We start from the raw sequence: 24888 nt of genomic DNA on the forward strand, positions 1-24888 counted from the left end.
CAGCCATCGTCTCCACGAGGCGGACCATCTGAGCCTGGAAGTCGTCGCGATTTCCATAAAGGGTGGAGAAGAGCGAATGGATGGCATAAAAGTTTGCACCTAGCCGTGTGTAGAAATAGCGAAGATTCTGTCGCTTGATTTCTGGCTTCAGTTCATCCAGAATCGAGTTCAACAGGGAGTGGGAAATCTGCTCGTACATCAGGAAGTCAACGAAGGATGGAAGGGGCTATGGTCACAGCTCTGAGAAGCGCCGGCCTGAAGCAGGGATGGTGAGGAAGCTGGGATACGGCGGGCTTACGTGATCCAGTCTTTTGTGGCAGGATGAAAATGAACAAGACCCTCAAGAATCCCGGCGCTGTAATTACCGTTCATACCCAGGAAGCCACCCTTCGCGAGATACAAAGCCTGGCCTGTGCCCCCTTGCCTGGAGCCCTCGCTGGCCTGACGCAGGACGTCGGGGTGAGCATTGGCCACAAGAACGGAGGGAACAGAGCTGACCAGAATCGGTAGATCATTGCCGCTGTCTCCGGCGAAGACGGTGCTGGTGGGCCCAAAACCCAGCTCCTGCATCAGGAACTCCACCGCATGCAACTTGGTGGCACGCTCGGGCAGGATATCGAGTAGGCCAACCTGGGTTTGCTCATCCACACTGTAGATCCAGCTGGAGCGAGCCTGCAGCTCCTGCAGCCGGGCTTCCAGCCTCTGCCGGAGGGTGTCCAGATCGAAGCCCAGGGGCAGGAAGTAACTGAGTTTGTAGCGGCTCTGGCGGTCCTCCTCCTGCAGGGTCAGGCCTTCAAGGGAGGAGAAGACCTCAGCGATCTGTCCACGGCTCAGCCCAGGCCAGTCCCTGGCGATCTCCTCGTCCCAGGCCAGGGAACGGACCCATGTCCCCGGGGACTTCAGCTGGTGCATCCGGCTGCCGACATCGCTGATCACCCAATCAGGCCTGGGGATGCCGTACTGATCAATCGCCTGCTCCACCAGAGCCAGATGACGACCGGAGACATAGGCCAGGGTCACCTCAGGGCGGGCCACCGCCGCCGCAAAGCGATCCCGGGCCCCTGGTGACTCCTGGGGCTCCCCATTGGGCAGCAAGGTGCGATCCAGGTCCGTGCAGAGAAGGAGACGCGTCATGGCTGAGGCCGTGGCATGGATTGATCGGGTTGTGGTGATCCAGCCGTGGGTGACCACAGCCATTCAGATTCAACAGATCGTGTTCTGATCCGTTGTGATGTGGGGGAGGTTGTGATCAGAAAAAGCCGTAGTGCCTGATGGCCTCAAGAATTCCCCAGGCATGGGCTCCATTGGCGAAGTAAACCTGTTCATTCTCACTGAGGTTGGAAAGTTCTTCCTGATGCCTGTTGGAGACCACCACCCCCAGGGTGTTGCCTCTCAGCATGTCGGCATCCCCTCCGGAGCCGCCCGTGACCAGGGTGCGCTCGAGCGGAATGTTGTACTGACTGGAGACGTAACGCAAAGCCTGGCCCTTGGAGGCCCGGGCCGGGACGATATCCAGGTATTGCCCGAAGGAGAGTGTGGCATTCACCGACAGTTCCTTCTGACGCAACAAGGCATGGATGTCGTCGAGGGGAGGCGCGTGCTCGGAATCGTAGTAGTACGAGACCTTGAATCGGCTCTGCTCGTTCTTGGGCTGGGGGGACAACCCTGGCACCGGTTCGAGCACTCGGCGCAACACCTGCGGTGTCCAGGAGTGATCGATGTGATGGCTCCAGGCAATATCAGCGAACAGCTCAGAGGTATAATAGATTTCTGTTCCAAGGCTGGTAATCAACACATCCGGAGTCGGAATATTGTTACGCTTCAGGATGGTCAACACGGAATCAAGGCGGCGGCCTGTGGCGATCCCGAACAGGAACTGGCGGCGATGGGTGCGTACCACCTTGGCAAACTGCTCCAGGGCTTCGGCATCGCCCAGCAAGGTGTTGTCGATGGCCGTGAACAGGGCTCGATTCCTGTAACTGCTGAATTGATGGGTGGATGGGGACTGGGCCAGCGGTTTCCGCTTGGATACCACCGGCTGCAGCATGGCCAGATAGGCCTGGGCATGGGCTTCCCAGGAATAGAAGCGGGCGATGTTGCGCAGCCCGTTGCCGGAGAGTTCGCTCCAGCTGCGGGGCTTCTCCAGGATGGAGAGGATGGCGTCGGCAATGGCCTCCCGGCTGAGGGGATCCACGAGCAAGCCATTGCGGCAATTGCCGATGATGTCGACCGGGCCACCATTCTCGGTGGCCACCAGGGGCAGACCACTGGCCGCCGCTTCCAGGAGGGTGAGGCCGAACGGCTCGGTGAGAGCAGGATTGACGAACACGCCCCTCGAGGCTGCGGCCAGGCGATAGATCTCGGGCACCTCCTCGCCGCTGTGGTGCTTGGGGAGGGCCACTCGGCCATATAGGTCATGGAAATCGATTACCCAGAGCAGTTCCGTCAACACCGACTGGGCCCCTTCATTCAGCTCGCGAATGTCATCCCGGTTTCCAGCGACGATCACCAGATTGGCCAGGTCCTGCAGACGCTTGTTCTGGCCATAGGCCTCCAGAAGCGACACGATGTTCTTGCGTTGATCCGGCCGTGACAGGGCCAGGATCATCGGCTTGGCTGGATCCCGCAGAAACGGATTGAGCCTGTCCAGAAATTCTGGTGCGTCTGAAGTCTGACTGTTCGTGGGGGGGTGGAACTGCTCGAGGTCGGTGCCCGGAGGGATCACCGCCATCTTCTCTGGTGTGTAGTAGTCGTAAAGCTCATATTGACTCTCGATCTCATTCCGCGTGCTGGTGATCACCAGCTCAGCACAGCTCAGGGTATCTTCCTCAGCGCTGATCCGCGCCTGCATGTGATAGCGCTTCTCGATCTGCTCGATGTCCATGCCCACGGCAAGCAGGCGTCGGTATTTGTCGCGACCGAGGGAGTGACCGGTGTGAATCAACGGCAGGCCGGTGAGATTTGAAAGGCGGACTCCTACATAGCCAGCATCGGCATAGTGGGTGTGAACAACATCGGGCAGCCTGGGCTGTTCCGCCAACCAGGTGGAGAGGTGATCAGCAAAGCTGTCCATGTGGGGCCAGAGCTGCTCCTTGGGCAAGTATTCATTCGGACCTGCCTTGACTCGTACAATCTGAAGATTCTCTGCCAACTTCTCAATGGGAACTGCATAGTCGGGGCTGACGTGATCATCCACAACCAGTCGGGTGACCAGATCCACACGCTCAACGCCTTCCTGCCTGGCCAGGGCTTTGGCCAGTTCAACCACGTATTTCGTCTGGCCGCCCGTATCGGCGTCACGACCCAGCTCCAGGTCATGGCCTCGGATCAGGCCATGGATACTGATGAGCAGGATATAGAGACCACCGGAGCGGGCCATATCAACCATGATCGCCTGGGGGAAAGTGATTCAAGAAAGCCTGGCAACCGGCCAGAAGCGACTGGGCGGGGATCGCCGTCGCTGGCAATCGCCCTGAACACTGATGCGAAAGCCAAAACCGAGAAGATCAAGCAAACGGAAAAAGCGTTGGCACAAAAGCCTGTGGAGAAGCGCAATAAGGCAACTTTTTCTTAATTAATTTATCAACTAAGAATACACATTTCCTGGCATTCCGTCAAGCGTTTATCGCAACACCGGAACGTTCATTGTGAAGCAGGAAACCAGCAGGAGTGCACACGCAGCTGTGCCCACCCCAGCCCGGAAGCTGCGCAACCCGGTGGTCATCGTTGGTGATCGTTGTGATGGGTCGTATCGGTGCCTGGGGCGGGGCGCGCCATCCTGAAGAGGTGGACCCCGCCGCGAAGATCGTGAAGGCTGAATCGCGCAGGTCCAGCAGTGCTCCTGATCCAGGAGCTCCGAAGCTGGGCGGCGGCTGGCCAGTGATCGACGGCTGGGCCAAGGCCACCCTCTCCCCCAAAGGTCCCCTGCTCTGGCAGACCCTGCTGCACAAGAGCGCCTGCCTCTCCTGCGCCTGGGGCACCGGCGGCCAGAACGGCGGCTTCCGCGACGAGCTGGGAGAACCCCTGCAGCGCTGCCTCAAGAGCGTGGAGGCGATCAGCGCCGAGCTGCAGCCGGCGGTGCCGGAGTCGGTCTTCTCGGGCCGCAGCATTGGCGAGCTGCAACGCCTCAGCTCCCAGGAGGCCGATCGCCTCGGCCGCCTCAGCCATCCCCTGATCCTGCGGCAGGGCCGCAGCCACTACGAGCGCCTCGGCTGGGACGACGTGTTCGCGCTGGCGGAGGCCGCCTTCCGCCGCCCGCCGCAGCGGGTGGCCTCCTACAGCTCCGGCCGCTCCTCCAACGAGGCCGCCTACCTGCTCCAACTGCTGCTGAGAGCCTGGGGCTCCAACAACCTGGCCGACTGCTCCGACCTCTGCCATGCCCCCTCCACCGTGGGGCTGAGCGAGGTTTTCGGCTCCGGCACATCGATGGTGAGCCTGGAGAGCCTGCAACAGGCGGAGTGCGTGGTGCTGGTGGGCTCCAACGCCCCGGCCAACCACCCGCGGCTGATGAACGAGCTGATCCGCCTGCGCGAGCGCGGCGGCAGCGTGATCGTGATCAACCCGGTGCTGGAGGTGGGCCTGCTCAAGTTCGGCTCGCCCGCCTTTCCCATCAAGTCGATGCTGCGGGGCTCGGAGATCGCCTCGCTGTTCCTGCAGCCGGTGCCGGGCAGCGACACCGCCGTGTTTCTGGGCCTCCAGAAGGCGTTGCTGGAGGCCGGCTCGATCCAGTGGGACTTCCTCAAATCCCACACCGAGAACTGGCAGGCGGTGGTGGAGCCGCTGCAAGCCACCTCCTGGGAGGCGATCTGCGCCTGCTGCGGCCTCAGCCGCGAGGAACTGGAGCACGCCGCCGCCGTGATCGCCCGCTCCAGCGGTGTGGTGTTCGCCTGGGCAATGGGGATCACCCACCACGCTAACGGCACCGCCAACGTCCATGCCATCGCCAACACCGCCCTGCTCAGCGGCAACGTGGGCCGGCCCGGAGCCGGCACGATGCCGATCCGCGGCCACTCCAACGTGCAGGGCTTCGGCTCGATGGGCGTGACGGTGAAGCTGCGCGCCGCAATGCAGCAGGCCCTCGAAGCCCTGCTGGGGCGCCCGCTCAGCCGGGTGCCCGGCTACGACACCCGCGCCCTGATCGAAGCGGCGGAAGCCGGAGATGTGGACACCCTGCTCTGCCTGGGGGGCAACCTCTGGGGGGCCAACCCCGATTCCGAGCAGGCCCGCCGCGCCCTGGGGCGCATCGACACGGTGATGTATCTGGCCACCAAGCCCAACCAGGGCCACTTCCATGGCCTCGGTGCCCGCCAGACCCTGGTGCTGCCGGTGTTCAACCGCTTCGAGACCCCCCACCGCACCACCACCGAATCGGGCAACAACTTCGTGCGCCTCAACGAGCCCGGCACCACCCACCTCAAGCAGGCCGATCTGATCAGCGAGGTGGGCTTCCTGGCCGAGCTGGCCCGGCGGCTGATGGGCAGCGATCCGATCGACTGGGGGCGCCTGCAGGACCCCGTCTATGTGCGCCAGCTGATCGCCCGCACCGTGCCCGGCTACGGCCCGATCGCGGAGATCGATGCCACCAGGCGCGAATTCAGCGTGGGAGGGCGGGTGTTCGAGCAGCCCAGCTTCCCCACGCCCTCAGGGAGAGCACGGATGGAGCCCACACCCCTGCCGGCGCTGCAGCTCCCCGAGCCGGCCCACTTCGGTGGCCTGGCGCCGGGGGAATCCGGCCTGGTGCTGGCGCTGATCACCGCCCGCAGCTACGGCCAGCACAACACGGTGGTGTACGAGGCCGGCGATGCCTACCGGGGCATGCCGCACCGCCAGACGATCCTGATGAACCGCGCCGATCTGGCCCGATCCGGCCTGGCCGCCCACCAGCGGGTGACGGTGCAGGGGGAGGCCGGCCAACTGGAGGGCATCGAGATCATCCCCGGTGAGATCCGCGAGGGCGCCGCACTGATGTTCTATCCGGAGGTGAATGCGATCATCCGCGCCCCGGCGGATCCCCGCAGTGGCACTCCAGGGTTCAAACGGGTGCCGGTGTTGGTGCGCGGCGGGATCAGGCCGGTGGCGGCGCCAGGCGCCGCGTCAGCTGGTGCAGGGGCAGGCTGAGCAGGATCAGTCCCAGGGCCCAAATGCTGTTGGCGGTGTCGTTGCGGATCGCGGCGATCAGGAACGCCAGCGAACCCAGCCAGACGATCACCGCGCTGAGCGGATAGCCCGGATCCCGGAAGGGCCGCTCCAGCTCGGGCTCTCGCCAGCGCAGCAGCAGCAATGCCGTGATGCCGCTCAGATACAGCAGCACATAAAGGAAGGAGGCGATGCCCAGCAGGACCGTGAAATCGCCGAAGCTCACCAGCAACCCGGCGGTGGCGGTCGTCAGCGCCAGCCCGAGCACGGGGGTCCCGCTGGTGCTGACCGCGGCGAACTGGGGCAGGAACAAGCCATCCCGGCTGAGGCCATAGAGGATGCGCGGTGCACCCATCACCACGGCATTGACCAGACCGAACGAGGAGATCAGCGCCAGCACCACGATCAGCTGAGCACTCCAGGCCCCGAAGATCACCTCGGCGGCATCGGCCAGGGGCAGCACCGACCCTGCGATCCGCGAGACCGGCAGCAGCCGAAGCAGTGCCAGATTCACGAGCAGGTAGAGCCCCGCCACACTGAGTACACCCCCCACCAGCGAGCGGGGCAGATCCTGGCTGGGCTGGGCGAATTCCTCAGCGAAGTAGATCGGGCTGTGCCAGCCGTCGTAGGTGGTGATCACGGCCTGCATGGCGAACACCGTGCCGATGCCGAGGCTGATCCCGCCCCCCGCCGCCGGACCCCCGGGGTCGGCAGCCTCCAGCAACGGTTCGGCCACCCCCGCCAGCTCCCTGACCGGGGCATGCAGAAAACAGGCCGTGATCAGGCCGAGGAAGGCCAGAGCCTTGCCCAGGCTGAGGATCTTCTGGCTGAGGCTTCCGGCCTCCAGGCCGAGCCGCTGGATCAGCGCAAAGGCCAGCAGCACCAGCAGGGCCACCACCTTGCTGCCCACGGGAAGGGCCGGCAACAGGCCGATCGTGTAGTCGCCGATGGTCACCGCCACCCAGGCCAGACCGGCGCAGTGGCCCACCCAGTCGATCCAGCCCACCGAAAAGCCGGCCTGATCCCCCAGGGCCCGTCGGGCGTAGACCGTCCAACCACCAGCCCGGGGCAGGCTGGTGCTCAGTTCAGCCACGGCGAAGGCCCCGAGCAGGGCATAGAGCGCCCCCGCCACCCAGGCGGCCACGATCAGGGGAGCACTGCCGAGCTGCTCGGCCACCAGGCCCGGAGTGCGCAGGATGCCGGCGCCGATCGTGCCCCCCACTGCCCCGGCGATCCCGAAACTGACTCCCAGGATCTGCAGCAGGGAGCCCGATTTCTCAGGTGTGGACATCAAGCACCGTGCGATTGCCGCGGGAGCCGAGCAGACTCCCACCAGCGGCGAGTCTGCTGGGCGTCAGGGCGTGCAGAGCCGGCGCCGGTCGTGATCGCGCGGCGGGCCGGAGACCCAATTCGTTTTCAGATCCCTGTGAGGGGCCAGGCGCGGGTGGAGATGATCAAGGCGTCGTCAGCCAGAGGTTCGCTGCGGCGCACTTCCGAGAGGCGGGCCTCCACCACGGTGCGCTGAAGGGCCTCCCCCATGGCGTCCCGCAGCACAGGGCTGGTCTCGAACGCCCGCACCGCCTCGGTGAGGGTCCTGGGAAGCCTCGGCGCCTCGGCGGCAGGCGCGGCCGAGGGATCCCCGCTCAGCGGGGGCGGCAGGACCCGGGGGCGCTGCAGAGCATCCAGGAGCACGGCCAGTACGCCGCCCACCAGCAGATAGGGGTTGGCGCTGAGATCGGCCACCTTGATCTCCAGGTGACCCGGTTCTCCGCCAGCGGCAGGCACCAGGCGCAGCGCTGCCTCCCGGTTCTCCACCCCCCAGACCTGAAACGGCGCCGCCCAGCGGCACGGGGCCAGCCGCCGGTACGACACGGCCAGGGCGCAGGCCAGGGGCATCAGGGCCGGCAGCTGCTCCAGCAGGCCCGCCAGCAGTGCTTCCCCCCTTGGCGTCAGCCCGGCCGGGCCCGCCCCACCGGCCAGCAGCGGCACGCCCCGCTCCACCACGCTCAGATGCAGGTGGCCGCCGTTGCCCACCAGATCGGCCGTCACCACAGGAGCAAAGCTGCAGATCCAGCCGAAGCGGCGGCTCACCTGCTGAATCACCAGGCGCGCGGCCACCAGGCGATCGGCAGCCTCCAGCGGCTGCGCCGCCGCCAGCGACAGCTCGAACTGGCCGGCGCCGTATTCCGGGTGCAGCTGAAGCCAGGGCAGCTCGGCGGCATCCAGGGCCTCAGCCACGGCGCTGAGGTAATCCAGCCCCTCCACCAGACGATCGGCGCCGTAGGGTCCGCCCGCCACTGCTGGAATCCAGCCCCCAGCTGGTTCAGGCTGCCCCACCATCCACTCGATCTCGAAGCCGGCCAGGGCGCTCAGCCCGGTGGCGGCGAGAGCCGCCTCCTGCCGGGCACAGAAGCCCCGTTGATCCAGGGCGTAGATGGCGCCATCGCGCTCGTGGCGGATTCCGGGGGCCCAGGCCCAGCCGTTGCCAGGATCAAGCGGGCGCAGGGCCGCGAGATCAGGCTTCAGGCGCAGGTCGCCATCGGGCCTGGCCAGGGATTGCTGCGGATCGATCAGGCCCGTGGCCCCGAAGGCATCGGACACCGGTGAGAAGCCCAGCCCCTGGCTCGCCACCAGCGGCAACCGCTCCAGCGGCACCCCCTTCGCCAGCACGGACCCGGCGTGGTTCACGAAGGTGACCGCCACGCGGCGCAGACCGCGCTCCAGCAGCTTGGCGGTCAGAGCAGTGGCGCTGGGAACGTCAGGCACAGCAGGGCAGCCACAGGCCTCGAGATCATTGCCTGATTCGGCGGCAGAGGCCATGGTGGAGGCCACGGCCACTCCACCCCTGCCCTTGGCTGCCGCGGCCCTGCTCCTGGTCGATGTCCAGAACGGCACCTGCGGACCGGCCGGCCCCGCAGGCAGCAACGCACCATCCCTGCCCCGGCCGCCCGGCTTTGAAGCCCACTTCCAGGGGGCCGTCCTGCCACGGCTGCAGCAGGCGCTGGCACACGCACGCCAGGGCGGACTGGAGGTGATTCACACCGTGATCGCCAACCTCACCGCCGACGGGCGCGATCGCAGCCTCGACTACAAGCGCTCCGGCCTGGGGTTTGCTCCGGGCAGCTGGGAGTCAAGGGTGATCGAGCCCCTCACCCCCGGGCCCGATGAGCTGGTGCTGCCCAAGAGTTCCTCCTCCCCCTTCAACTCCACCAGCCTCGACTACCTGCTGCGCAACATGGGCATCACCGAGCTGGTGGTGGCGGGCCTGCTCACCGATCAATGCATCGATCACACCGTCAAGGATGCGGCTGATCGCGGTTACACCGTGACCTGCCTGATCGATGCCTGCATGGCGGAATCGGCCGAACGCCACCGGGCAGCGCTGCGTTGCTTCAGTGGCTACTGCCGGCAGCTCACTGTGGCTGCGTTCAGCGGTGGGGCCTCACTCCCCCATTCCTGAGGAGGTTTCGGGCAGCGGCGGGCACGCCAGGTTGCCCTGCCAGGAGCCCCCTCCTGATTGCTGCGCCGTCCAGGTGATTCCAGGGCGGCCATCACGAACCACCGCCTTGCAGGAGCGCTGCGCTCCGCTCGGGCTTGTGAGCAGGGCGTCGCCCGTCTGGCAGCTGTAGCTCTCCTGCCCGCCCATGGTGCCGGGAGCACAGCCGCTCAGGTTGGAGAAGCTGACCTTGGAGCCATCCTCCATCGCTTTCTTGCCGAGGTAGATGGCAAAGGAGGTGGGATCAGGCTTGAAGGGCAGAGCAAAGGCGGCCAACGGAGCGCTGATCGCCGCGAGGGCAAGGGCAACCTTGAACGTCTGGCGCATGACGATGGAAATGATTGACGGCTGAGCGCATTCGCGTCAGCCCGATCATCACCCCCCCAGATAGGCCATCTCAGCAAGGGAACGTGGCGTCGTGACATTCCCTGAAGGTTGCTCCAACTTGCGCTCCTCGCTGTAACGGTCGTGGCGCTGGCTCCAGAGGCCCCGCAAGGCTCCGCTCAGGCTGTCGGCCGCAGACGAAGACGGACGCAGCCATGGCTTGAGATCCACTCCGCTGGAGGCGAACAGGCAGGTGTAGGCCACGCCGTCGGCGGTGATGCGCAGCCGGTCGCAGTCGCCACAGAAGGGGGCGGAGATCGAGGCCACCACGGCCAGGTGGGCCACGCCGTCGCGGTAGCGCCAGCGACTGGCGGTGCCATGGGCCTGGCGCCCGAGGGGCTCCAGAGGCCAGTGGATGCCGATCCGCCGGACCATCTCGGCGGCTGGCAGCACCTGATCCGGCTGCCAGCCATTGCGGTTGCCCACGTCCATGAACTCGATCAAGCGCAGCTCGATCCCCCGCTGACGGGCCAGCGCAGCGAGGGGGAGCAACTGATCCTCATTCTGACCGCGGGCGATCACGGCATTGAGCTTGAGCCCCCCTGTGGCGGGATCGAAACCCGCCCTGCGGGCATGGTCGAGGGCGGCCAGCACCTTCTCGAGCACGGCCTCTCCCGCCGGCACCCCACCCGCCAGGCCCGCCATCCGCCCCACGCTGGCGCCATCGGTGCCATCGAGGCTGACGGTGATCCGATCCAGGCCCGCCCGCCTGAGCGCCCGGGCCCGCTCGGCGCTGAGCAGCACCCCGTTGGTGGTGAGGGCGATCTCGCTCAGCCCTGGTGAGCACGAGCGTTCCCTCACCCCGCGCAGGGGTTGCAGCGCCGCCACCAGTGCCTCCAGCCCCTTGTTCAGCAGGGGCTCGCCACCGGTGAGCCGCAGCCGGCTGAAGCCCAGCTCAGCCGCCGCGGCCACCAGCTCGACCCTCTCGGGCAGGGTGAGCAGCTCCGGGGGGTCGTGGCTGTCGGGGCAGCAATAGGGGCAGGCGAGGTTGCAGCGGGCGGTGAGGGACAGGCGCAGCACCCCCGGGGGACGGCCCAGTTGATCGAGGGGAGGGGTCGGAGCGGCCACGTCTGCGCGACCCGGGCGGCCGGAGGCTGGCGGCTCAGCCTGGCGCAGACCCACTGAAACCGTCGCTCAGCCCTGGCACGCAATCCCCCGGGGTGTTGGCATTGAGCAGCTGATCGGGGTCAAGCTTCACGGCACTGACGCGGCGGGTCTGCTCGAGCCAGCGCAGCAGGCTGCGCCCGCCACGACCGGTGAAGGCCTCGGCCGCCGCCCGGTTGGAGGGCGTGGCGGGATAGAGGCCCAGCAGAGGCTGCAGCCGGTGGCCGTCGTGGGCCAGATGGATGGTGTCGGGATCGAAGCCGGCCTCGGCTGCGGCCACCAGCGCCCGCAGGCCCTCGGGCTGCAGGCGGGGCATGTCCACCGGGGCCAGGAGCAGCCGCTGGCCGGGGTGCAAAGCCATCAGCCTGGTGAGCGCCAGCAGGGGCCCCTCCCGGGGGGGCGGCTCGAGCAGCACCTCGATCTCCAACTCGAGCCGGGCGCTGAGCTGGCAGGCCAGGCTGCCGTGGGCGCGGTGGCGGCTCACCAGGGTCAGCGGCACCCCGAGGCCGGCCAGCAGGGTCAGGGCCTGCTCCAGCCAGGTGCCGCCGCTGGGGTGGGACAACATGGCCTTGTCGGTGCCCATGCGCCGGCTGTCACCGCCACTGAGCAGGCAGGCCCGCAGCATGGCCGGCTGCGATCGGTGGTCACGGCGCGACGGGCCGCCGGCTGATCCATTCATGGGCACGGTGCGCCAAGCAGGCGATCCGCCCCTGATCGCGAGGGATGCCCAGCCTTCATCCGCGCCGACACCTTCGCCTCCGGATCGACTCCGGAGAACGTGGGAGGCAGCCAGACCCGCACCACCATCAGCAGGGCCATGGTGGCCAGGAACAGGCAGACCGCGAGGATCTGATGCCAGTCGGTCTCCAGCACCCCGTTCACGATCACCTCACGCAACACCGAAACAATCGCGATCTCCACCGACACACCGATGGAGACCCGCTGCTCCTGCAGATAGATGATCAGCAGGCGAAACAGCTCCACCAGAATCAGGATGAAGAGGATATCGGCAGTGATCGCGTGAAACTGGGGCGCTGAGAGCAGCGTGGAGAACAGGATGCGCATCTGCAGCACCATCACGCAGAACAGGCCCACGCAGAGGGAGACGGCAATCAGGTCCTGAATCGCCTCGAGGGATTGAACGATCTGAACGCGGCGGAACTGCTGATACCAGCGAACCTGTCTCGGGGGCGGGGCGAGCGGCCGATCGGCGGAGTTCGGCTCAAGGGCGTCGGGGATGGCTGTGGTCAAGGGGAGCAGGCTCGTCGGCCGGAAAGGTCAGTGGGCGAACCCTACGCGGCTTTTTCTTATGGATCAATCCACGTTTGATGAGGCTCACTGATGGAAGCCATGGGCACAGGGCCGGTCGGCAGAGGAGGACAGGCCGAGCCCATCAGGTCACAACCGTCCAACGGATGATCCAGCGAAGTTGTCATTCCGTAGCCAGATACACACGAAAGAATCGCCGACACAACCTTAAATAGCCCAACGGTTAGCATTCGGCGCCGGAGATAAACCCTGAGCGCTTTTTCCTGAGGCCAGGATTCGATACACATTGATTCATGCTCAGTGAACTCTGGTCTCTCCAGGGGCGTTACAAGACGCTTCATCTCACCTGGTTTGCCTTTTTTCTCACCTTTGTCGTCTGGTTCAACCTTGCGCCACTGGCCACGACCGTCAAGGCCGACATGGGGCTCTCCCTGTCCCAGATCCGCACCCTTGCCATCTGCAATGTTGCCCTGACCGTCCCCGCGCGCATCCTGATCGGCATGCTGCTGGACAAATTCGGGCCCAGAGCCACCTACTCCACCCTCCTGGTCTTCTCGGCCATCCCCTGCCTGCTGTTTGCGAGCGCCCAGGACTTCAGCCAGCTGGTGATCGCACGGCTGATGCTGTCGATTGTGGGAGCTGGATTTGTGATCGGGATCCGCATGGTGGCCGAATGGTTCCCTCCCAAGGAAATCGGCCTGGCTGAAGGAATCTATGGCGGATGGGGGAATTTCGGCTCAGCCTTCTCCGCACTGACCATGGTGATCATTGCTGGCTGGCTGTCTTTCTCCGGGGGCGCTCAGATCGGTGACGTTGTTCTCAACTGGCGGGGCGCCATAGCGCTCACAGGCATTATTTCCGCTGTGTATGGGGTTGTTTATTTTTTCAATGTCACCGACACACCCCCTGGCAAAGTTTACCAAAAGCCAGCCAAGACAGCTGGGCTGGAAGTCACTTCCATCAAAGACTTCTGGGGTCTGATCGGCATGAACGTGCCTTTCGCGGCCATTCTCTGCGTGCTGGCCTGGCGCCTGCAAAAAGTCCAGTTCCTGAATGATACCGGCTACACCATCGCCCTGCTGCTCATTCTGGCCTTCTTTGTTGTTCAGACCCTCGGGATCGTACGCACCAACAAGGATCTTGTCTTCGGAGGTCGCACCTATCCCAAGGACGACCGCTACGAATTCAAGCAGGTGGCCATTCTTGAGCTCACCTACATCGTCAACTTCGGATCCGAGCTGGCTGTGGTCTCGATGCTTCCCACCTTCTTCGAAACGACGTTTCTGCTCCCCAAGGCCACAGCAGGGATCCTGGCTTCCGCTTTTGCCTTCGTGAATCTCGTCGCCAGGCCGGCCGGCGGGCTGATCTCGGACCGGCTTGGATCGAGGCGCAGGACGATGGGATTCCTCACCGTCGGACTTGGCATCGGCTACCTGGTGATGAGCATGATCAAGCCCGGCACCTTCATTGGTACGGCAGGAATCCTGCTCGCGCTGATCCTGACCATGGGTTGTTCGTTCTTCGTGCAGGCTGGGGAGGGATCCACCTTCGCCATCGTGCCCCTTGTGAAGCGACGGGTGACCGGGCAGATCGCCGGGATGGTGGGGGCCTACGGAAATGTTGGAGCTGTGGCTTATCTCACCATTTACAGCCTGCTCCCCATCTGGATGGGAGGGGAGGCAGGAGAGCCAACCCCGGCCATCGTCGCCGCCTCCAACAGTGCCTTCTTCCAGGTGCTGGGCATCGCCGGTCTCGTCGTCGGCCTGATGTGCTACTTCTTCCTCAAGGAGCCGAAGGGATCCTTCGATGAGCAGCACGAAGGAGAGATGATGCTCAAAGAAGCGGTCTGAGTCCAGCTGGATCAGGTCCTTCCCTTCCGTTTCTGCCGGGCTGGTGGTCCCTTTCTTGACACAGCAAGACCCTGCCACCGTGCGCTCCCAATGCCCCTACTGCGGTGTGGGGTGTGGTCTGGAGATGCTGCCCCCGGCAGCCAAGAAGCAACTCACCCGGAGGAATGAGGAGGGCCTGCCGATCTGGGGGGTACGTGGGGATCGCCTCCATCCCTCCAGTCACGGGCAGGTGTGCATCAAAGGGGCAACGGTCGGGGAGACCCTCGATGCCTCCCGCCTTGAGGTCCCTCTCCACCGGCGATCACTCCAGGATCCCTTCACCCCGATCAGCTGGGATGAGGCCCTGGATCTGATTGCCGGCCGGATCCAGCAGACCTTGAAGGCCAAAGGCCCTGACGCCATCGCAATCTATGGCTCCGGTCAGTTTCACACGGAAGATTATTACGTTGCTCAGAAATTGATGAAGGGAGCCATTGGCTCCAACAATTTCGATGCCAACTCCCGGCTGTGCATGAGTTCAGCTGTGGCCGGTTACACCCGCAGCCTGGGATCGGATGGCCCCCCCTGCTGCTACGACGACATCGACCACTGTGATCTGGCCGTTCTGATCGGCACCAACACCGCGGACTGTCACCCGGTGTTGTTTCAGCGGTTGCTCAAGCGCAAGAAGCGTCAACCCCGGAAGCTGAAGATCGTGGTGGTGGATCCCCGATCCACGGCCACCTCCGACGCGGCTGATCGACGTCTGGCCATCCGGCCGGGAACCGATCTGGTCCTGCTGCACGGCATCGCCCACCTGCTCCTGCGCCGGACCAGGGTCGACCACGACTTCATCGATGAGGCCACCGAGGGCTTCGAGGCCTTCGCCACCATCGTCCAGGCCTGGACCCCGGCCAGGGTCGCGGGGATCTGCGGCATCGAGGAAGCCGACCTTCGTGGGTTGGCCAGCCTCTGGGGCTCAGCCCATTCCGTGCTCAGCCTCTGGTCGATGGGGGTGAATCAAAGCGTGGAGGGAACGGCCACGGTGTCGGGCATCGTCAACCTCCATCTGCTCACCGGCCAGATCGGACGCCCGGGGGCGGGGCCCTTTTCGCTCACGGGGCAACCCAACGCCATGGGGGGCCGCGAGGCCGGCGGCCTGGCCCATCTGCTGCCGGGCTATCGGGTGGTCACGGATCAGACGCACCGGCAGGAGGTGGAGCAAGCCTGGGGTTTCCCGATGGGATCCATTTCCCCTCGGCCCGGACTGAGCGCCTGGCAGCAGGTGGAAGCCATGGAGCGGGGCGATCTCGACCTCTGGTGGGTGGCCGCCACCAACCCCCTGGTGAGCATGCCCAACCTGGGGCGCGTCAAGGCCGCCGTCGAGCGCTGCCCTCTGGTCGTGCTCAGCGAGGCCTACGCCGGCACCGAGACGGCCGAGTACGCCCACCTGCTGCTGCCGGCGGCCCAATGGAGCGAGAAGCGCGGCACCATGACCAACTCAGAGCGCCGGGTCACCCTCTGCCCGGAGTTCCGGCGCCCCCCCGGACAGGCCAGACCCGACTGGCAGGTGTTCGCCGCCGTGGGCCGGCGCCTCGGATTCAAGAGCCAGTTCAGCTTCGAGTCGGCCGATCAGGTCTACGACGAGCTGGCCGCACTCACCGCGGGGCGACTCTGTGACCTCTCGGGGCTGAGCCATCAACTGCTCCAGGCCGAGGGGCCACAGCAGTGGCCTTACCCCGCCGGCAGCACCCCGACAGCCGAGGCCAAGCGCCTTTACGAGAACTGGGTCTTCCCCACCCCCTCCGGCCGGGCCCGCTTCATCGCCGAACATCCCCTGGGCCTGGCTGAGCCCCCCTGCGACACGTTCCCCCTGGTGCTCACCGTTGGCCGCTACCTCGGCCAGTGGCACACCATGACGCGCACGGCGAAGGTGCCTCGGCTGATGTCCATGCACCCCGAACCCCTGCTGGAAATCCATCCCGATGACGCCCTTGACCTTGGCCTCGAGAAGAACGGGATCGCGGCTGTGAGCTCACGCCGGGCCAGCCTGGTCACCAAGGTGCTGATCACCGATCGCATCCGGCCGGGAACCGTCTTTCTGCCGATGCACTGGGGCTTCATGCAGGAGGGGGCCTGCGAGGCCAATGCGCTGATGCACGAGCAGGCCTGCCAGGTTTCTGGCCAGCCGGAACTCAAGGCCACGGCTGTGCGCGTGGTCCCCGCCCCTCAGTCGAGCACTTCCAGCAAGGCCGCCGGCAGGTTGTGATGGTCGTGGCCCGGGCGGGCCAGCTTGCAGAGCGCAAACCGCTCCAACTCGCCCAGGCCATGCCATTCAGCCAGGCTGAGAGGCTTCCCCAGGGCGGCGGCCGCCTGCAGCACGGGCTCGGGAGGGGCGGCTGCCCCCTGCCAGGGCTCGGCGAACACCGGCGGCAGATCCCTGGCCTCTCCCTCTGCCATCGGGCGGGTGAGCGCACGGATATGGACGGCCATGGCGCGCAGGTCGTCGGGCCCGTCGGGCCAGAGCACCAGCTCCTGACGCTGGGCCTGATCAAGGGTGAGCCAGTGGCTGAGGCGCAGTTTGATGCCGGCCAGGTCGAGCTTCCGCCGCAGGCAGAGGGGGATGCAGCGCCAGTTCCCGATCAGGTCACGCTCAAACGCGAAGCAGCGGCTGGCCTGGCTGGTGGGCTCAGGAGGCATGGCGTCTCCAGGCGATCAGCTCATCGAGCTTCGCCAGAACCGAGCCTTTGCTCAGAAGCTCCCGCGCCAATTGGAGGCCCTCCTGAAGATCAGGAGCCCGGCCCGCCAGCCAGAGATAGGCACCGGCGTTCCAGAGCAACGGTGCCCGCAGAGGCCCGGCGCCGCCCAGGGCCGCCCGCGCCTGCGGGGCCCAGCTCTCGAGATCGATCCAGGGGGCGTCGGATTCGTAGCAGCCATGGTCGCGGGGGTGAAGGATCAATCGCTCCATCTCTCCATGGCGCACCCTGGCGGTGATGCAGGCCCGGCTGTTGGGAAGATCCGTGCTTCCCTCCAGGCCCTTGACGGTGATCAGATCCGTCTCACCGCAGAGCTGCAGAGACTTCCAGGCTCGGGCTTCGGTGGGGGGGTGCACAAAACCACTCACCATCAGGTGATCCCCCCGGTGGGCAGTCCAGAGCAGCTCAAGGCTGGCCACGGGGGGGCGTTTGCCCAGCTCTTCCCGGTACTGGTTGAGCGCTTCCGCCAGCGGGAAATGCTCAGGCTGGTGAAGGAGAGCCAGCCCGTGCTGATCAAGCCCCAGCTGCACGGATCCCAGATCCAGACCCAGCAGATTCAGGCCAAGGCCCCTGAAGAGCTCCATGGTTGTAACCCCGTACTTGACCGGCATCCGCCCTGCGCCCTGCAGCACCACTGGAATCCCTGCTGCGGCCAGCACCAGGGCGGTGAGGGGATACACGGGGGCCGTGCGGCTGCGGCCGTCGAAGGGGATGCCGAAGCAGATGGCGCGCCGATCGGTGCTGAGGTTCGGGCCCAGCCGGTGGTAGAGGTCGAGCATGCCGGCAAGCTCCTGGGGCTCAGGCCTGCGGATGCGGTGAGCGATCAGGAAGGCGCCGATCTGGGCTGGACTGGCCTGAGCGGTGAGCATCAGCTCCAGGGCCTCCTGGGCTTCCGCCCGAGTGAGCCCTGAACTGGTGTGCTCCCCACTTCCGATCCGGCGCAGCAGCTGCTTGAACCGCTCGCGGGCCGGCAGCTTGATCGCGGTGGCTGGATCGTGCTGGAGATCAGATGTCGTCGATGGCGTGGCCATGGGCGGCATCAGAAGCACCGATTGAGGAAGGTCTGGGCTCGATTGTGGCACCGCCCTCTGTGGCCAGGGATGGAGCCAGGAGCGCAGATGCCGCATCCCTGGCACAAAGAAGTATCAACTGATACAAAATTTTGTTGGTTGGGCTGGGGCGGGTCCCTGGCCTCGAACTTCCGTACCAACCGCTGCATCGCAACCCCCTCGCGATCGGGGAGGTTGCCCCAGTCGGTTCAGTCAGAGCCATGCGTTTCGCTGCCTGCCTGGGACTGCTGCTGGGCATGGCCCATGGCCTGATCACGGTCGAGCAGCGGCTCTCGAGCTCAGTTCATGCCGCCGAATGGTGGCCGTCGTCAGGAGACCTCAAGGAGCCGGCATTCCCATACTGAATGGGTCCACCGGTCCATTTCCTGCCATGGCGGCACCGTCTTCTCTGACCCGTTCACAGGATCGCCCCCTGCGCGTGGCAACGGCTTTCCTGGGCATGTTCGTGCTCGGCTCCCTCGCGGTTCAGCTGGTGGTCTCGACATCCCGCGGGTCATCGAGCGACTCCGGGGTGGCGCCTGTCGTGGCCCATCCGTCCACCCTCTGGCAGACCCTGGGCGAGCGCTGAAGACCTGAGCAGACCTGCAGCCGCCGTAGCCACGGCCACAGGCCTTCCGCCCTCAACAGCTGAGGATGAATCCAACGTTCTCCTCGTCTGAGTTCCCATGGCCGCTGACAGCCCTGATGCGCCAACGGCCGAGGGGCAGGCTCCATCTGAGCGGAAACTCACCAAACTCGAGCAGGCCAAGGCCGAGGTCTGCGGTCTGGATCTGGCCCCACGGCTGGAGGAGCTCGGCAGGGAGGGATGGGAATCCCTGGATGAGGCCACCCTCACGATCCATCTCAAGTGGCTGGGCATTTTCTTCAGACCCGTCACGCCGGGGCGCTTCATGTTGCGTCTGCGCATGCCCAACGGGGTGATCAGCGCCGATCAGCTGGAGGTGCTGGCGGATGCGGTCGATCGCTGCGGCGAGCACGGCAGTGCCGACATCACCACGCGCCAGAACATCCAGCTGCGGGGATTGCTGCTGGAGGACATGGCCCCCCTGTTGAGCGCCCTGGAGACGGTGGGACTCACCACCCGCCAGTCGGGCCACGACAACCCCCGGAATGTCACCGGCAATCCTCTGGCCGGGCTGGATCCTGAGGAATTCATCGACACCCGCCACCTGGTGAGCGCCATCCAGGCGACCCTGCTGGGCCCCGGCGGCCCCCGGAACCTCCCCCGCAAGTTCAACGTGGCGGTGGGTGGAGCGCCCGACAGCTTCCTGCTGCACAACGATCTGGCCTTTTTGCCAGCTCATCACAACGGGGAGCTGGGCTTCACGGTGATGGTGGGCGGCTTCTTCTCCGCCCAGCGCAACGAGCTGGCCATCCCCCTGGGGCTCTGGCTGCGGGGCGAGCAGCTGCCTGCGTTCAGCCTGGCGGTGCTGCGGCACTACGAACGGGAAGGCAGCCGCGAGAGCCGCAACAAGGCCCGGTTGATGTACATGATCGACGCCCTCGGCCTGGAGAACTACCGATCTCAGGTGCTGGAGAGCTTCGCGGACTTCGTGGGTATGGAGGACGCCGCCGCCACGCCAGCCCACGACGGTGCCCACCTGGTCTGTCGGGCCCCGCGCGACATCTGCGGTGTCCACGCCCAGAAGCAGGAGGGCCTGCACTGGGTCGGTCTGCACGTGCCGATGGGCCGCCTGGATGCAGCCAGCATGCTGGAGCTGGCCCGACTGGCCCGGGAGTTCGGCAGCGGCGAGCTGAGGCTGAGCGAAAGCCAGAACGCCCTGATCGCCGATGTGCCCGAAGGCAGGCTGGATGCGCTGCTGCAGGAGCCCCTGCTGGAGCGCTTCCAGGTGAGCCCAGGGCCTCTGCAGGCCGAAGCGGTGAGCTGCACCGGCAACCGGTACTGCAGCTTTGCCCTGATTCCCACCAAGAGCACGGCCCAGGCGGTGGTCGAGGAACTGGAGCGGCGCCTGGAGTTACCCCATGGGGTGCGCAGCCACTGGACCGGCTGCCCCAATGCCTGCGGCCAGCCCTACATGGGCCAGATCGGCCTGATGGGCGCCAAGACCCGGGTGGATGGCCAGATGGTGGAGGCCGCCAAGATCTTTCTGGGCGGCAGCATGGACGCCGACCCGAAACTGGCGACCCTGCACGACAAAGTCGTGCCCCTCAGCCAGCTGCCCGACGTGATGGAGGAACTGCTGGTGGAGCACTACGGCGCCCGCCGGCGCGTGGCATCGGGCTGACCCAGCCCCAGCGGAAGCCACGACGGGGCTGGGCGTCAGCGACTCTCTGAAGCCAGGCCTCGTCAAGGGTCTGAAGGGCCCGGCGGTCGTCGCAGGCCTGACCGCCATAGAGCAGGGAGGTGATGCGCTCGGGATCGATGTCGAGCGCGGCCACTTCCTGCCAGAGCCGTCGGGAGAGCTCCCGGTCGGCGCGGGCGAACTGGGCCTCGGCCAACTGACCCACCAGGGTGAACACCAGCTGCTGCTGCTTCCGCTCGGCGAAACTGGTGGGCACCGCCCCCCTGGCTCTGGTCCCGGGGCGGCCGCAGGCGCCTCGATCGGTTGAGAGTCCTGCGGGGGGGCGTTCCATGGCGACCTGATTCTGACGGCGTACTCCATTCCTTGCTAAAGGGAGCCAGCCCCCGAAGCCGCCCCACCCCACAAAACGTATCCATGGAGACACTTTGCGATCCAGCGCGCCGCCAGGGGGGCCCGTGATGGCCCGGGGACGACCCCAGTGAAAGCCCAGCCGTGGGAGCTGCCTCCCGAGGGGAGCAGCGAGCGCTGGCCCTGGCTGCGGCGCTTCAAGCGATCCGAAGCCGCGGAGATGACCCCCTGGCTCGAGGGCCTTGAGCGGGGCTCGATTCCGCCGGCCACCGACCTGATCGCGGTGCTGGTGGAGAAGCTGGATGGGGAACAGTCAGCGCGCCTGCTGCAGTGGTGGCTCAGCCAGGGCGAGAGCAACGACCCCGCCGTGGCGGCGCTGCGGCTGGAGCTGCTGGATCTGATCGGTCGGCGCCGCGACCCCGCCTGCGCCGCCCTGTTGCGCGCGGCCATCGCCACACGGCCGAGCGCGGCCCTGCTTCCCCTGCTCGGGCACCAGCGCGACAGCCAGGACTATCCCCGGCTCGAGCAGCTGGCGCGGCAGGCCGCCCCGGCACCGTTGCGCCGCGCCGCCCTCGAAGCCCTGGCTGTGGGGCTGAGCGTCTGGCCCGAAGCGGCTCTCCAGCAGCTGCTGATCGAGCTGAGCACCGACCTCGACGGCCCGCTGGCTTCCCAGGCGGTGGATTTGCTCGCCCGCCTGCCGAGGGCGCGCCCAGCCCTGGAGACGGTGCTCGGCCGCCCCCTGGATCCTGCGGTTGAGGCCCGCGCCAGGCGCCGGATGGCGGCGCTGCCACGCCTTCCGCTGCTGCTGGTGGTCCATGGCCGCGCCGGTGGGGTGATTCCCGAGGAACTGCAGGCCCTGGCCCTCGAGCTGGAGCGCCGCCGTCGCTCGCCCGTGCGCCTGCAGACCCTGAGTGGCCATACGACAGCGCCCGATCCCGCTGCCTTAGGCGGGGTGAGATCTTCGCGCACCCTCACCCTGGTGCCCCTGCTGCTGCTGCCAGGCACCCACGTGCGACAGGACATCCCGGCGATCGCCGCCGCCTGGCGTCGCTGCGGCCCCCTGCGGCGGCTGCCCTTCCTGGGGGCCTGGCCCGGCTGGCAGCGGGCCATCGCGGCCGAGCTCGCGGATCTGGTGGCCCTCAACGGCCGCGCGACGCCGCCGCTGTTGCTGCATCACCCACTCCAGCCGGGGGTGGCAGAGCGCTATCTGGCGCACCTGGGCCGAATCTGCTCAGCAACCTGCCGAGCCGCTCCATACACTGCGACTGATTTCGAGGAGCCGATTCTGGAGATCCGTGGCGCAGCCCTGCCCCTGGCCCTGGCCACCAACCGGCTCACCGAAAGCCTGCCCGGCCCCCTGGGGACACCGCTGCTGCAACGTCCGCGCTTCCAGGCCCTGCTGCTCGATCTGCTCGGGGCCCTGCCATGAGCGACGGCAAGGCCGCTCCCAGCCAGCCCGATCAGGAGCGGCTGGGCACCGTGTACCTCGTGGGAGCCGGCCCGGGCGATCCGGAGCTGATCACCCTCAAGGCCCACCGGCTGCTGCAGCGCTGCGATGCCCTCGTGTTCGACTCACTGGTGCCCGCAGCCCTGCTGGATCTGACGCCAGCAGGCTGTGAGCGCCACTTCGTGGGCAAGCGCCGGGGCCACCATTCCGTGCCCCAGCCGAGCACCAACGCCGTGCTCGTGGAGCTCGCCCAACGCCACCGCACGGTCGTGCGCCTCAAGGGTGGTGATCCCTTCCTGTTCGGCCGGGGCGGCGAGGAAGCGGCCCACCTGGCCAGCTGCGGCGTGCCGGTGCAGGTGGTTCCCGGGGTCACCGCCGGAATCGCCGCGCCAGCCTATGCCGGCATCCCGATCACCCACCGGCGGGCAGGCTCCAGCGTCACGTTCGTGACGGGCCATGAGGAGATCGACAAGGCCCGCCCCGGGGTCGACTGGCGGGGCCTGGCCCGCAGCAGCGACGGGCTGGTGATCTACATGGGTCTGCACAACCTGCGCCGGATCTGCGACGAGCTGATCGCCGGCCAGCTTCCGGCCGCCACGCCCGCCGCCGTGATCCAGCAGGGCACCGTCAACGGTCAGCGCCAGCTGGTGAGCACCCTGGGGGAGCTGGCCGATGCGGCCGAAGCCCTGGGCTACGGCTCCCCCTCGATCGTGGTGATCGGGCACGTGGTGCTGGAGCGCGTGCCGGCCTGCGCCCCCCCACCGGCCGATGTGGAGATGCCGATCCCCTTCTGAGGGTTCGGCAAGCCGCCCCACGGACGGCCGCCTCTGGTTTGTAACGTAATGTAAAAACCAGCATGAACGACCCTCTCACCCTCTCCCGCGAATTCTCCACCGCTGTGGGCTCCCGGGCGATCGCCAACTGCGACGACATCGAGGAACTGCGCCAGGTGGCCCAGACCCTGTTGCGGGCCTGGCAGATGCAGGCGGCCTTCACAGCCGATTACGGCGCCAAGCTGCTGAACATCAAGCCCCGCTGAGGCCAGCGGGCTCACTCCAGCTGCAGCACTCCACGGGTGCGCTGGCGGCGTTGCTGTTCCTGGGCTTCGAAACTGGCCATGCAATTGCCCCTGGGCACCAGGAGGCAGCTCACGTAGTCGGAGGCATCGATCAAAGCAGCGCGGAGCGCCTTGGCGGCAGGGGTGCGCTGGGCCTCCGAGCTGTTGGAGCCGAAGCGCAGCGTGCCTGCGGCTCCGGTGAGGCCCTGTCCAGTGCGGCCCATGTTGGGGGCCAAGAACAGGGCCAGGCCTGCGGCAGGCAGCAGGTTCACCCCGTTCTCCTGAGCAGCCGCGGTGCTGGTGGCCCGCCCTTCCACCGTCCGCTGACCCACCACCTCGCCTGTGGTGCTGTCGACCACGCGCACGTCGATCGCCACGTAATCCTTGGTTTCAGCCTGCTGCTTGTTGGTGCCGAAACCCAGCAAACCGAAGTTGCTGCCGGAGGTCTTGCTCTCCACGTTGGAGTCGTAGGAGCTGACGGTGCCGAGCACGAGGTAGCGGGCCCCGGTCATCTGGCCCCGCTGGGCGGCATTGGCGCTCTGGCGCACGATGCCCAGCTCGGCCAGCTCCTGCTCCGAGAGCACCGCCTTGAGGTTCTTGCGCTCCACCACCTGAATGTCACCGGTGGCCTGCAGTTCATTGGCCAGCATGGCGGCCAGATCGGTGGCCACGGGCCCCTGCCACCACCAGGTCTGCTGGGTGACGTTGTTCTTGAAGTCGGGCACCGAGACGGTGGGCCGACCACCGGCGCGGCTCTGCGCCAGGGCTGGAGACGCCATCACGCTCAGGCCGAGACCAGCGGCCAGCAGCAAAGGCATGGAGCAGAACGACAGCCTGGCCAGAGGCGCGGCAGGCCGGGAGATCGGACGATCAGCCAAGACGAAGGATCCCAGGGAGCCTCCATTCAACCAACGGTGGCCAGACCCGTCATGACCGGATCGGCTTCTGTCCCCAGGGAGCTGTTCCGTAGCGTCCTGCACGTTGAACGGCACCACCGTTCTGTTCAATGGAGTCACTTTTCGCCGACTGGCCATCAGCGCCAGCGGTTGCCGCCATGGTCACATCCCTGCTGCGCAACAGCGAACACAAGGGGCCGAAGCCGGCCCCGATGTTTGAACTGATTCCCTACGAGAAGTTCCGGGACACCCCGGCGGTGCGCTTCTTCGACATCACGGTGCCCACCTCCAACGCCCGGGATCTGGTGGTGCACAGCGGTCCGGCGGTGAGCCCCCCCGACGACCCCGAAACGGGCGCCTGGCAGTTCTATCTGCACCCCCACCAGGAGGACAACCTGCTGGCGATGCACGGCGGGCGCACCTTCTTTCTGGTGAACCTGGGCTGGAACTACCCCTTCCACATCGTCCGCCTCGACACGGGCGGCGACATCCTGCGCATCCCTCCGGGCACCTTCCACCGCTCGGTGTCGGATCCCGACGGCTCCCTGGTGCTCAACCAGGCCGTGCGCGAGGAGGGAGCCTCGCTGGTGCGCGAGTTTCGCGTCTACAACAGCAACGACATCCCCCGGCTGTTCGCCGTCACCAGCCAGACGGCACCACTGCCCAAGCTGCATGGGGTGAGCTGGTAGGAGGGCAGGGCTGATTCAAAGTGTGTCACAGGTGCTCTGGCCTGAGCTGCCTGCATGGGGTTTGGTCGGTGGTATCGCCCCCTCCTTGTGCCCGAAACCGCCTCTGCCGCAACCGATCTTGATCTGATCAGCTTCCTCAAGGCG

At 66.4% G+C, this 24888-nt stretch carries 23 protein-coding genes; 11 read left to right on the forward strand and 12 right to left on the reverse strand.

Annotated features, from left to right (window positions below):
• Positions 1-294: 294 nt before the first annotated feature.
• Positions 295-1134 (reverse strand): HAD-IIB family hydrolase, encoded by an 840-nt coding sequence (locus KQ297_RS03990; protein WP_259738285.1) that lies wholly within the window; start codon positions 1132-1134, stop codon positions 295-297.
• A 115-nt stretch (positions 1135-1249) separates the two neighbouring features.
• Entirely contained in the window at positions 1250-3388 is a 2139-nt protein-coding gene (locus KQ297_RS03995) for an HAD-IIB family hydrolase (RefSeq protein WP_259738286.1), read from the reverse strand.
• 353 nt (positions 3389-3741) lie between these two features.
• On the opposite strand from KQ297_RS03995, the gene KQ297_RS04000 reads away from it, so the two are divergent.
• Positions 3742-6117, forward strand: a complete 2376-nt coding sequence (locus tag KQ297_RS04000; RefSeq protein WP_259738287.1) for an FdhF/YdeP family oxidoreductase — start codon at positions 3742-3744, stop codon at positions 6115-6117.
• Here KQ297_RS04000 and KQ297_RS04005 read toward each other — a convergent pair.
• Positions 6065-7426: an APC family permease gene (locus KQ297_RS04005; RefSeq protein WP_259738288.1), complete on the reverse strand. Its 1362-nt coding sequence runs from the start codon at positions 7424-7426 to the stop codon at positions 6065-6067. The two genes, KQ297_RS04000 and KQ297_RS04005, sit on opposite strands and share 53 nt — an antisense overlap.
• Before the next feature lie 125 nt (positions 7427-7551).
• A complete protein-coding gene (locus tag KQ297_RS04010; RefSeq protein WP_259738289.1) occupies positions 7552-8955 on the reverse strand; it encodes a glutamine synthetase family protein in 1404 nt (467 codons plus the stop codon).
• On the opposite strand from KQ297_RS04010, the gene KQ297_RS04015 reads away from it, so the two are divergent.
• On the forward strand, positions 8954-9595 hold the full coding sequence (locus tag KQ297_RS04015; protein ID WP_259738290.1) for a cysteine hydrolase family protein: 642 nt from the start codon (positions 8954-8956) through the stop codon (positions 9593-9595). The genes KQ297_RS04010 and KQ297_RS04015 overlap by 2 nt on opposite strands.
• Here the strand turns inward: KQ297_RS04015 and KQ297_RS04020 are convergent.
• The 4 genes from KQ297_RS04020 to KQ297_RS04035 are packed head-to-tail and all read right to left on the reverse strand — an operon-like array spanning position 9578 to position 12370.
• The gene (locus tag KQ297_RS04020; RefSeq protein ID WP_259738291.1) at positions 9578-9958 is read right to left on the reverse strand and encodes a hypothetical protein; all 381 of its coding nucleotides are present in this window, start codon (positions 9956-9958) and stop codon (positions 9578-9580) included. The two genes, KQ297_RS04015 and KQ297_RS04020, sit on opposite strands and share 18 nt — an antisense overlap.
• 48 nt (positions 9959-10006) lie before the next feature.
• On the reverse strand, positions 10007-11083 hold the full coding sequence (locus tag KQ297_RS04025; RefSeq protein ID WP_259738292.1) for a GTP 3',8-cyclase MoaA: 1077 nt from the start codon (positions 11081-11083) through the stop codon (positions 10007-10009).
• A 34-nt stretch (positions 11084-11117) separates the two neighbouring features.
• Positions 11118-11798, reverse strand: a complete 681-nt coding sequence (locus KQ297_RS04030) for a molybdenum cofactor guanylyltransferase (protein ID WP_259738293.1) — start codon at positions 11796-11798, stop codon at positions 11118-11120.
• Positions 11795-12370, reverse strand: coding sequence for a phosphate-starvation-inducible PsiE family protein (locus tag KQ297_RS04035; RefSeq protein ID WP_399251152.1), 576 nt, complete (start codon positions 12368-12370; stop codon positions 11795-11797). Before KQ297_RS04035 ends, KQ297_RS04030 begins: the two co-directional genes overlap by 4 nt.
• Before the next feature lie 311 nt (positions 12371-12681).
• On the opposite strand from KQ297_RS04035, the gene KQ297_RS04040 reads away from it, so the two are divergent.
• Positions 12682-14238, forward strand: a complete 1557-nt coding sequence (locus KQ297_RS04040) for an MFS transporter (protein ID WP_259738294.1) — start codon at positions 12682-12684, stop codon at positions 14236-14238.
• A gap of 43 nt (positions 14239-14281) precedes the next feature.
• Positions 14282-16486, forward strand: a complete 2205-nt coding sequence (locus KQ297_RS04045) for a molybdopterin oxidoreductase family protein (RefSeq protein WP_399251154.1) — start codon at positions 14282-14284, stop codon at positions 16484-16486.
• Here KQ297_RS04045 and KQ297_RS04050 read toward each other — a convergent pair.
• Positions 16447-16917 (reverse strand): nitrate reductase associated protein, encoded by a 471-nt coding sequence (locus tag KQ297_RS04050; RefSeq protein ID WP_259738296.1) that lies wholly within the window; start codon positions 16915-16917, stop codon positions 16447-16449. The genes KQ297_RS04045 and KQ297_RS04050 overlap by 40 nt on opposite strands.
• Positions 16907-18004 (reverse strand): anthranilate phosphoribosyltransferase family protein, encoded by a 1098-nt coding sequence (locus KQ297_RS04055; protein WP_259738297.1) that lies wholly within the window; start codon positions 18002-18004, stop codon positions 16907-16909. The genes KQ297_RS04050 and KQ297_RS04055 overlap by 11 nt, the downstream gene beginning before the upstream one ends.
• A gap of 239 nt (positions 18005-18243) precedes the next feature.
• Between KQ297_RS04055 and KQ297_RS04060 the strand changes: the two genes are divergently transcribed.
• From KQ297_RS04060 to KQ297_RS04070, 3 genes are all read left to right on the forward strand, one after another.
• Positions 18244-18387 (forward strand): hypothetical protein, encoded by a 144-nt coding sequence (locus KQ297_RS04060; protein ID WP_259738298.1) that lies wholly within the window; start codon positions 18244-18246, stop codon positions 18385-18387.
• Between the two features lie 74 nt (positions 18388-18461).
• The gene (locus KQ297_RS04065; protein WP_259738299.1) at positions 18462-18611 is read left to right on the forward strand and encodes a hypothetical protein; all 150 of its coding nucleotides are present in this window, start codon (positions 18462-18464) and stop codon (positions 18609-18611) included.
• Positions 18612-18708: 97 nt separating this feature from the next.
• Positions 18709-20289, forward strand: a complete 1581-nt coding sequence (locus KQ297_RS04070; protein WP_259738300.1) for a ferredoxin--nitrite reductase — start codon at positions 18709-18711, stop codon at positions 20287-20289.
• Here KQ297_RS04070 and KQ297_RS04075 read toward each other — a convergent pair.
• Entirely contained in the window at positions 20213-20638 is a 426-nt protein-coding gene (locus tag KQ297_RS04075) for a hypothetical protein (protein WP_259738301.1), read from the reverse strand. The two genes, KQ297_RS04070 and KQ297_RS04075, sit on opposite strands and share 77 nt — an antisense overlap.
• Before the next feature lie 147 nt (positions 20639-20785).
• Between KQ297_RS04075 and KQ297_RS04080 the strand changes: the two genes are divergently transcribed.
• The 3 genes from KQ297_RS04080 to KQ297_RS04090 all read left to right on the forward strand — a co-directional run bounded on the left by KQ297_RS04080 (position 20786) and on the right by KQ297_RS04090 (position 23141).
• Positions 20786-22084: a CbiX/SirB N-terminal domain-containing protein gene (locus KQ297_RS04080; protein ID WP_259738302.1), complete on the forward strand. Its 1299-nt coding sequence runs from the start codon at positions 20786-20788 to the stop codon at positions 22082-22084.
• A complete protein-coding gene (gene cobA, locus KQ297_RS04085; RefSeq protein ID WP_259738303.1) occupies positions 22081-22896 on the forward strand; it encodes a uroporphyrinogen-III C-methyltransferase in 816 nt (271 codons plus the stop codon). Before KQ297_RS04080 ends, cobA begins: the two co-directional genes overlap by 4 nt.
• 62 nt (positions 22897-22958) lie before the next feature.
• On the forward strand, positions 22959-23141 hold the full coding sequence (locus KQ297_RS04090) for a hypothetical protein (RefSeq protein WP_259738304.1): 183 nt from the start codon (positions 22959-22961) through the stop codon (positions 23139-23141).
• A gap of 11 nt (positions 23142-23152) precedes the next feature.
• Here KQ297_RS04090 and KQ297_RS04095 read toward each other — a convergent pair whose 3' ends face one another.
• On the reverse strand, positions 23153-24037 hold the full coding sequence (locus KQ297_RS04095; protein WP_259738305.1) for a CsgG/HfaB family protein: 885 nt from the start codon (positions 24035-24037) through the stop codon (positions 23153-23155).
• A 230-nt stretch (positions 24038-24267) separates the two neighbouring features.
• On the opposite strand from KQ297_RS04095, the gene KQ297_RS04100 reads away from it, so the two are divergent.
• Positions 24268-24744, forward strand: a complete 477-nt coding sequence (locus KQ297_RS04100; protein WP_185464422.1) for a redox protein — start codon at positions 24268-24270, stop codon at positions 24742-24744.
• Positions 24745-24888 lie beyond the last annotated feature (144 nt).

The sequence above is a fragment of the Synechococcus sp. CS-205 genome, assembly GCF_025128255.1.
Lineage (GTDB): Bacteria > Cyanobacteriota > Cyanobacteriia > PCC-6307 > Cyanobiaceae > Regnicoccus_A.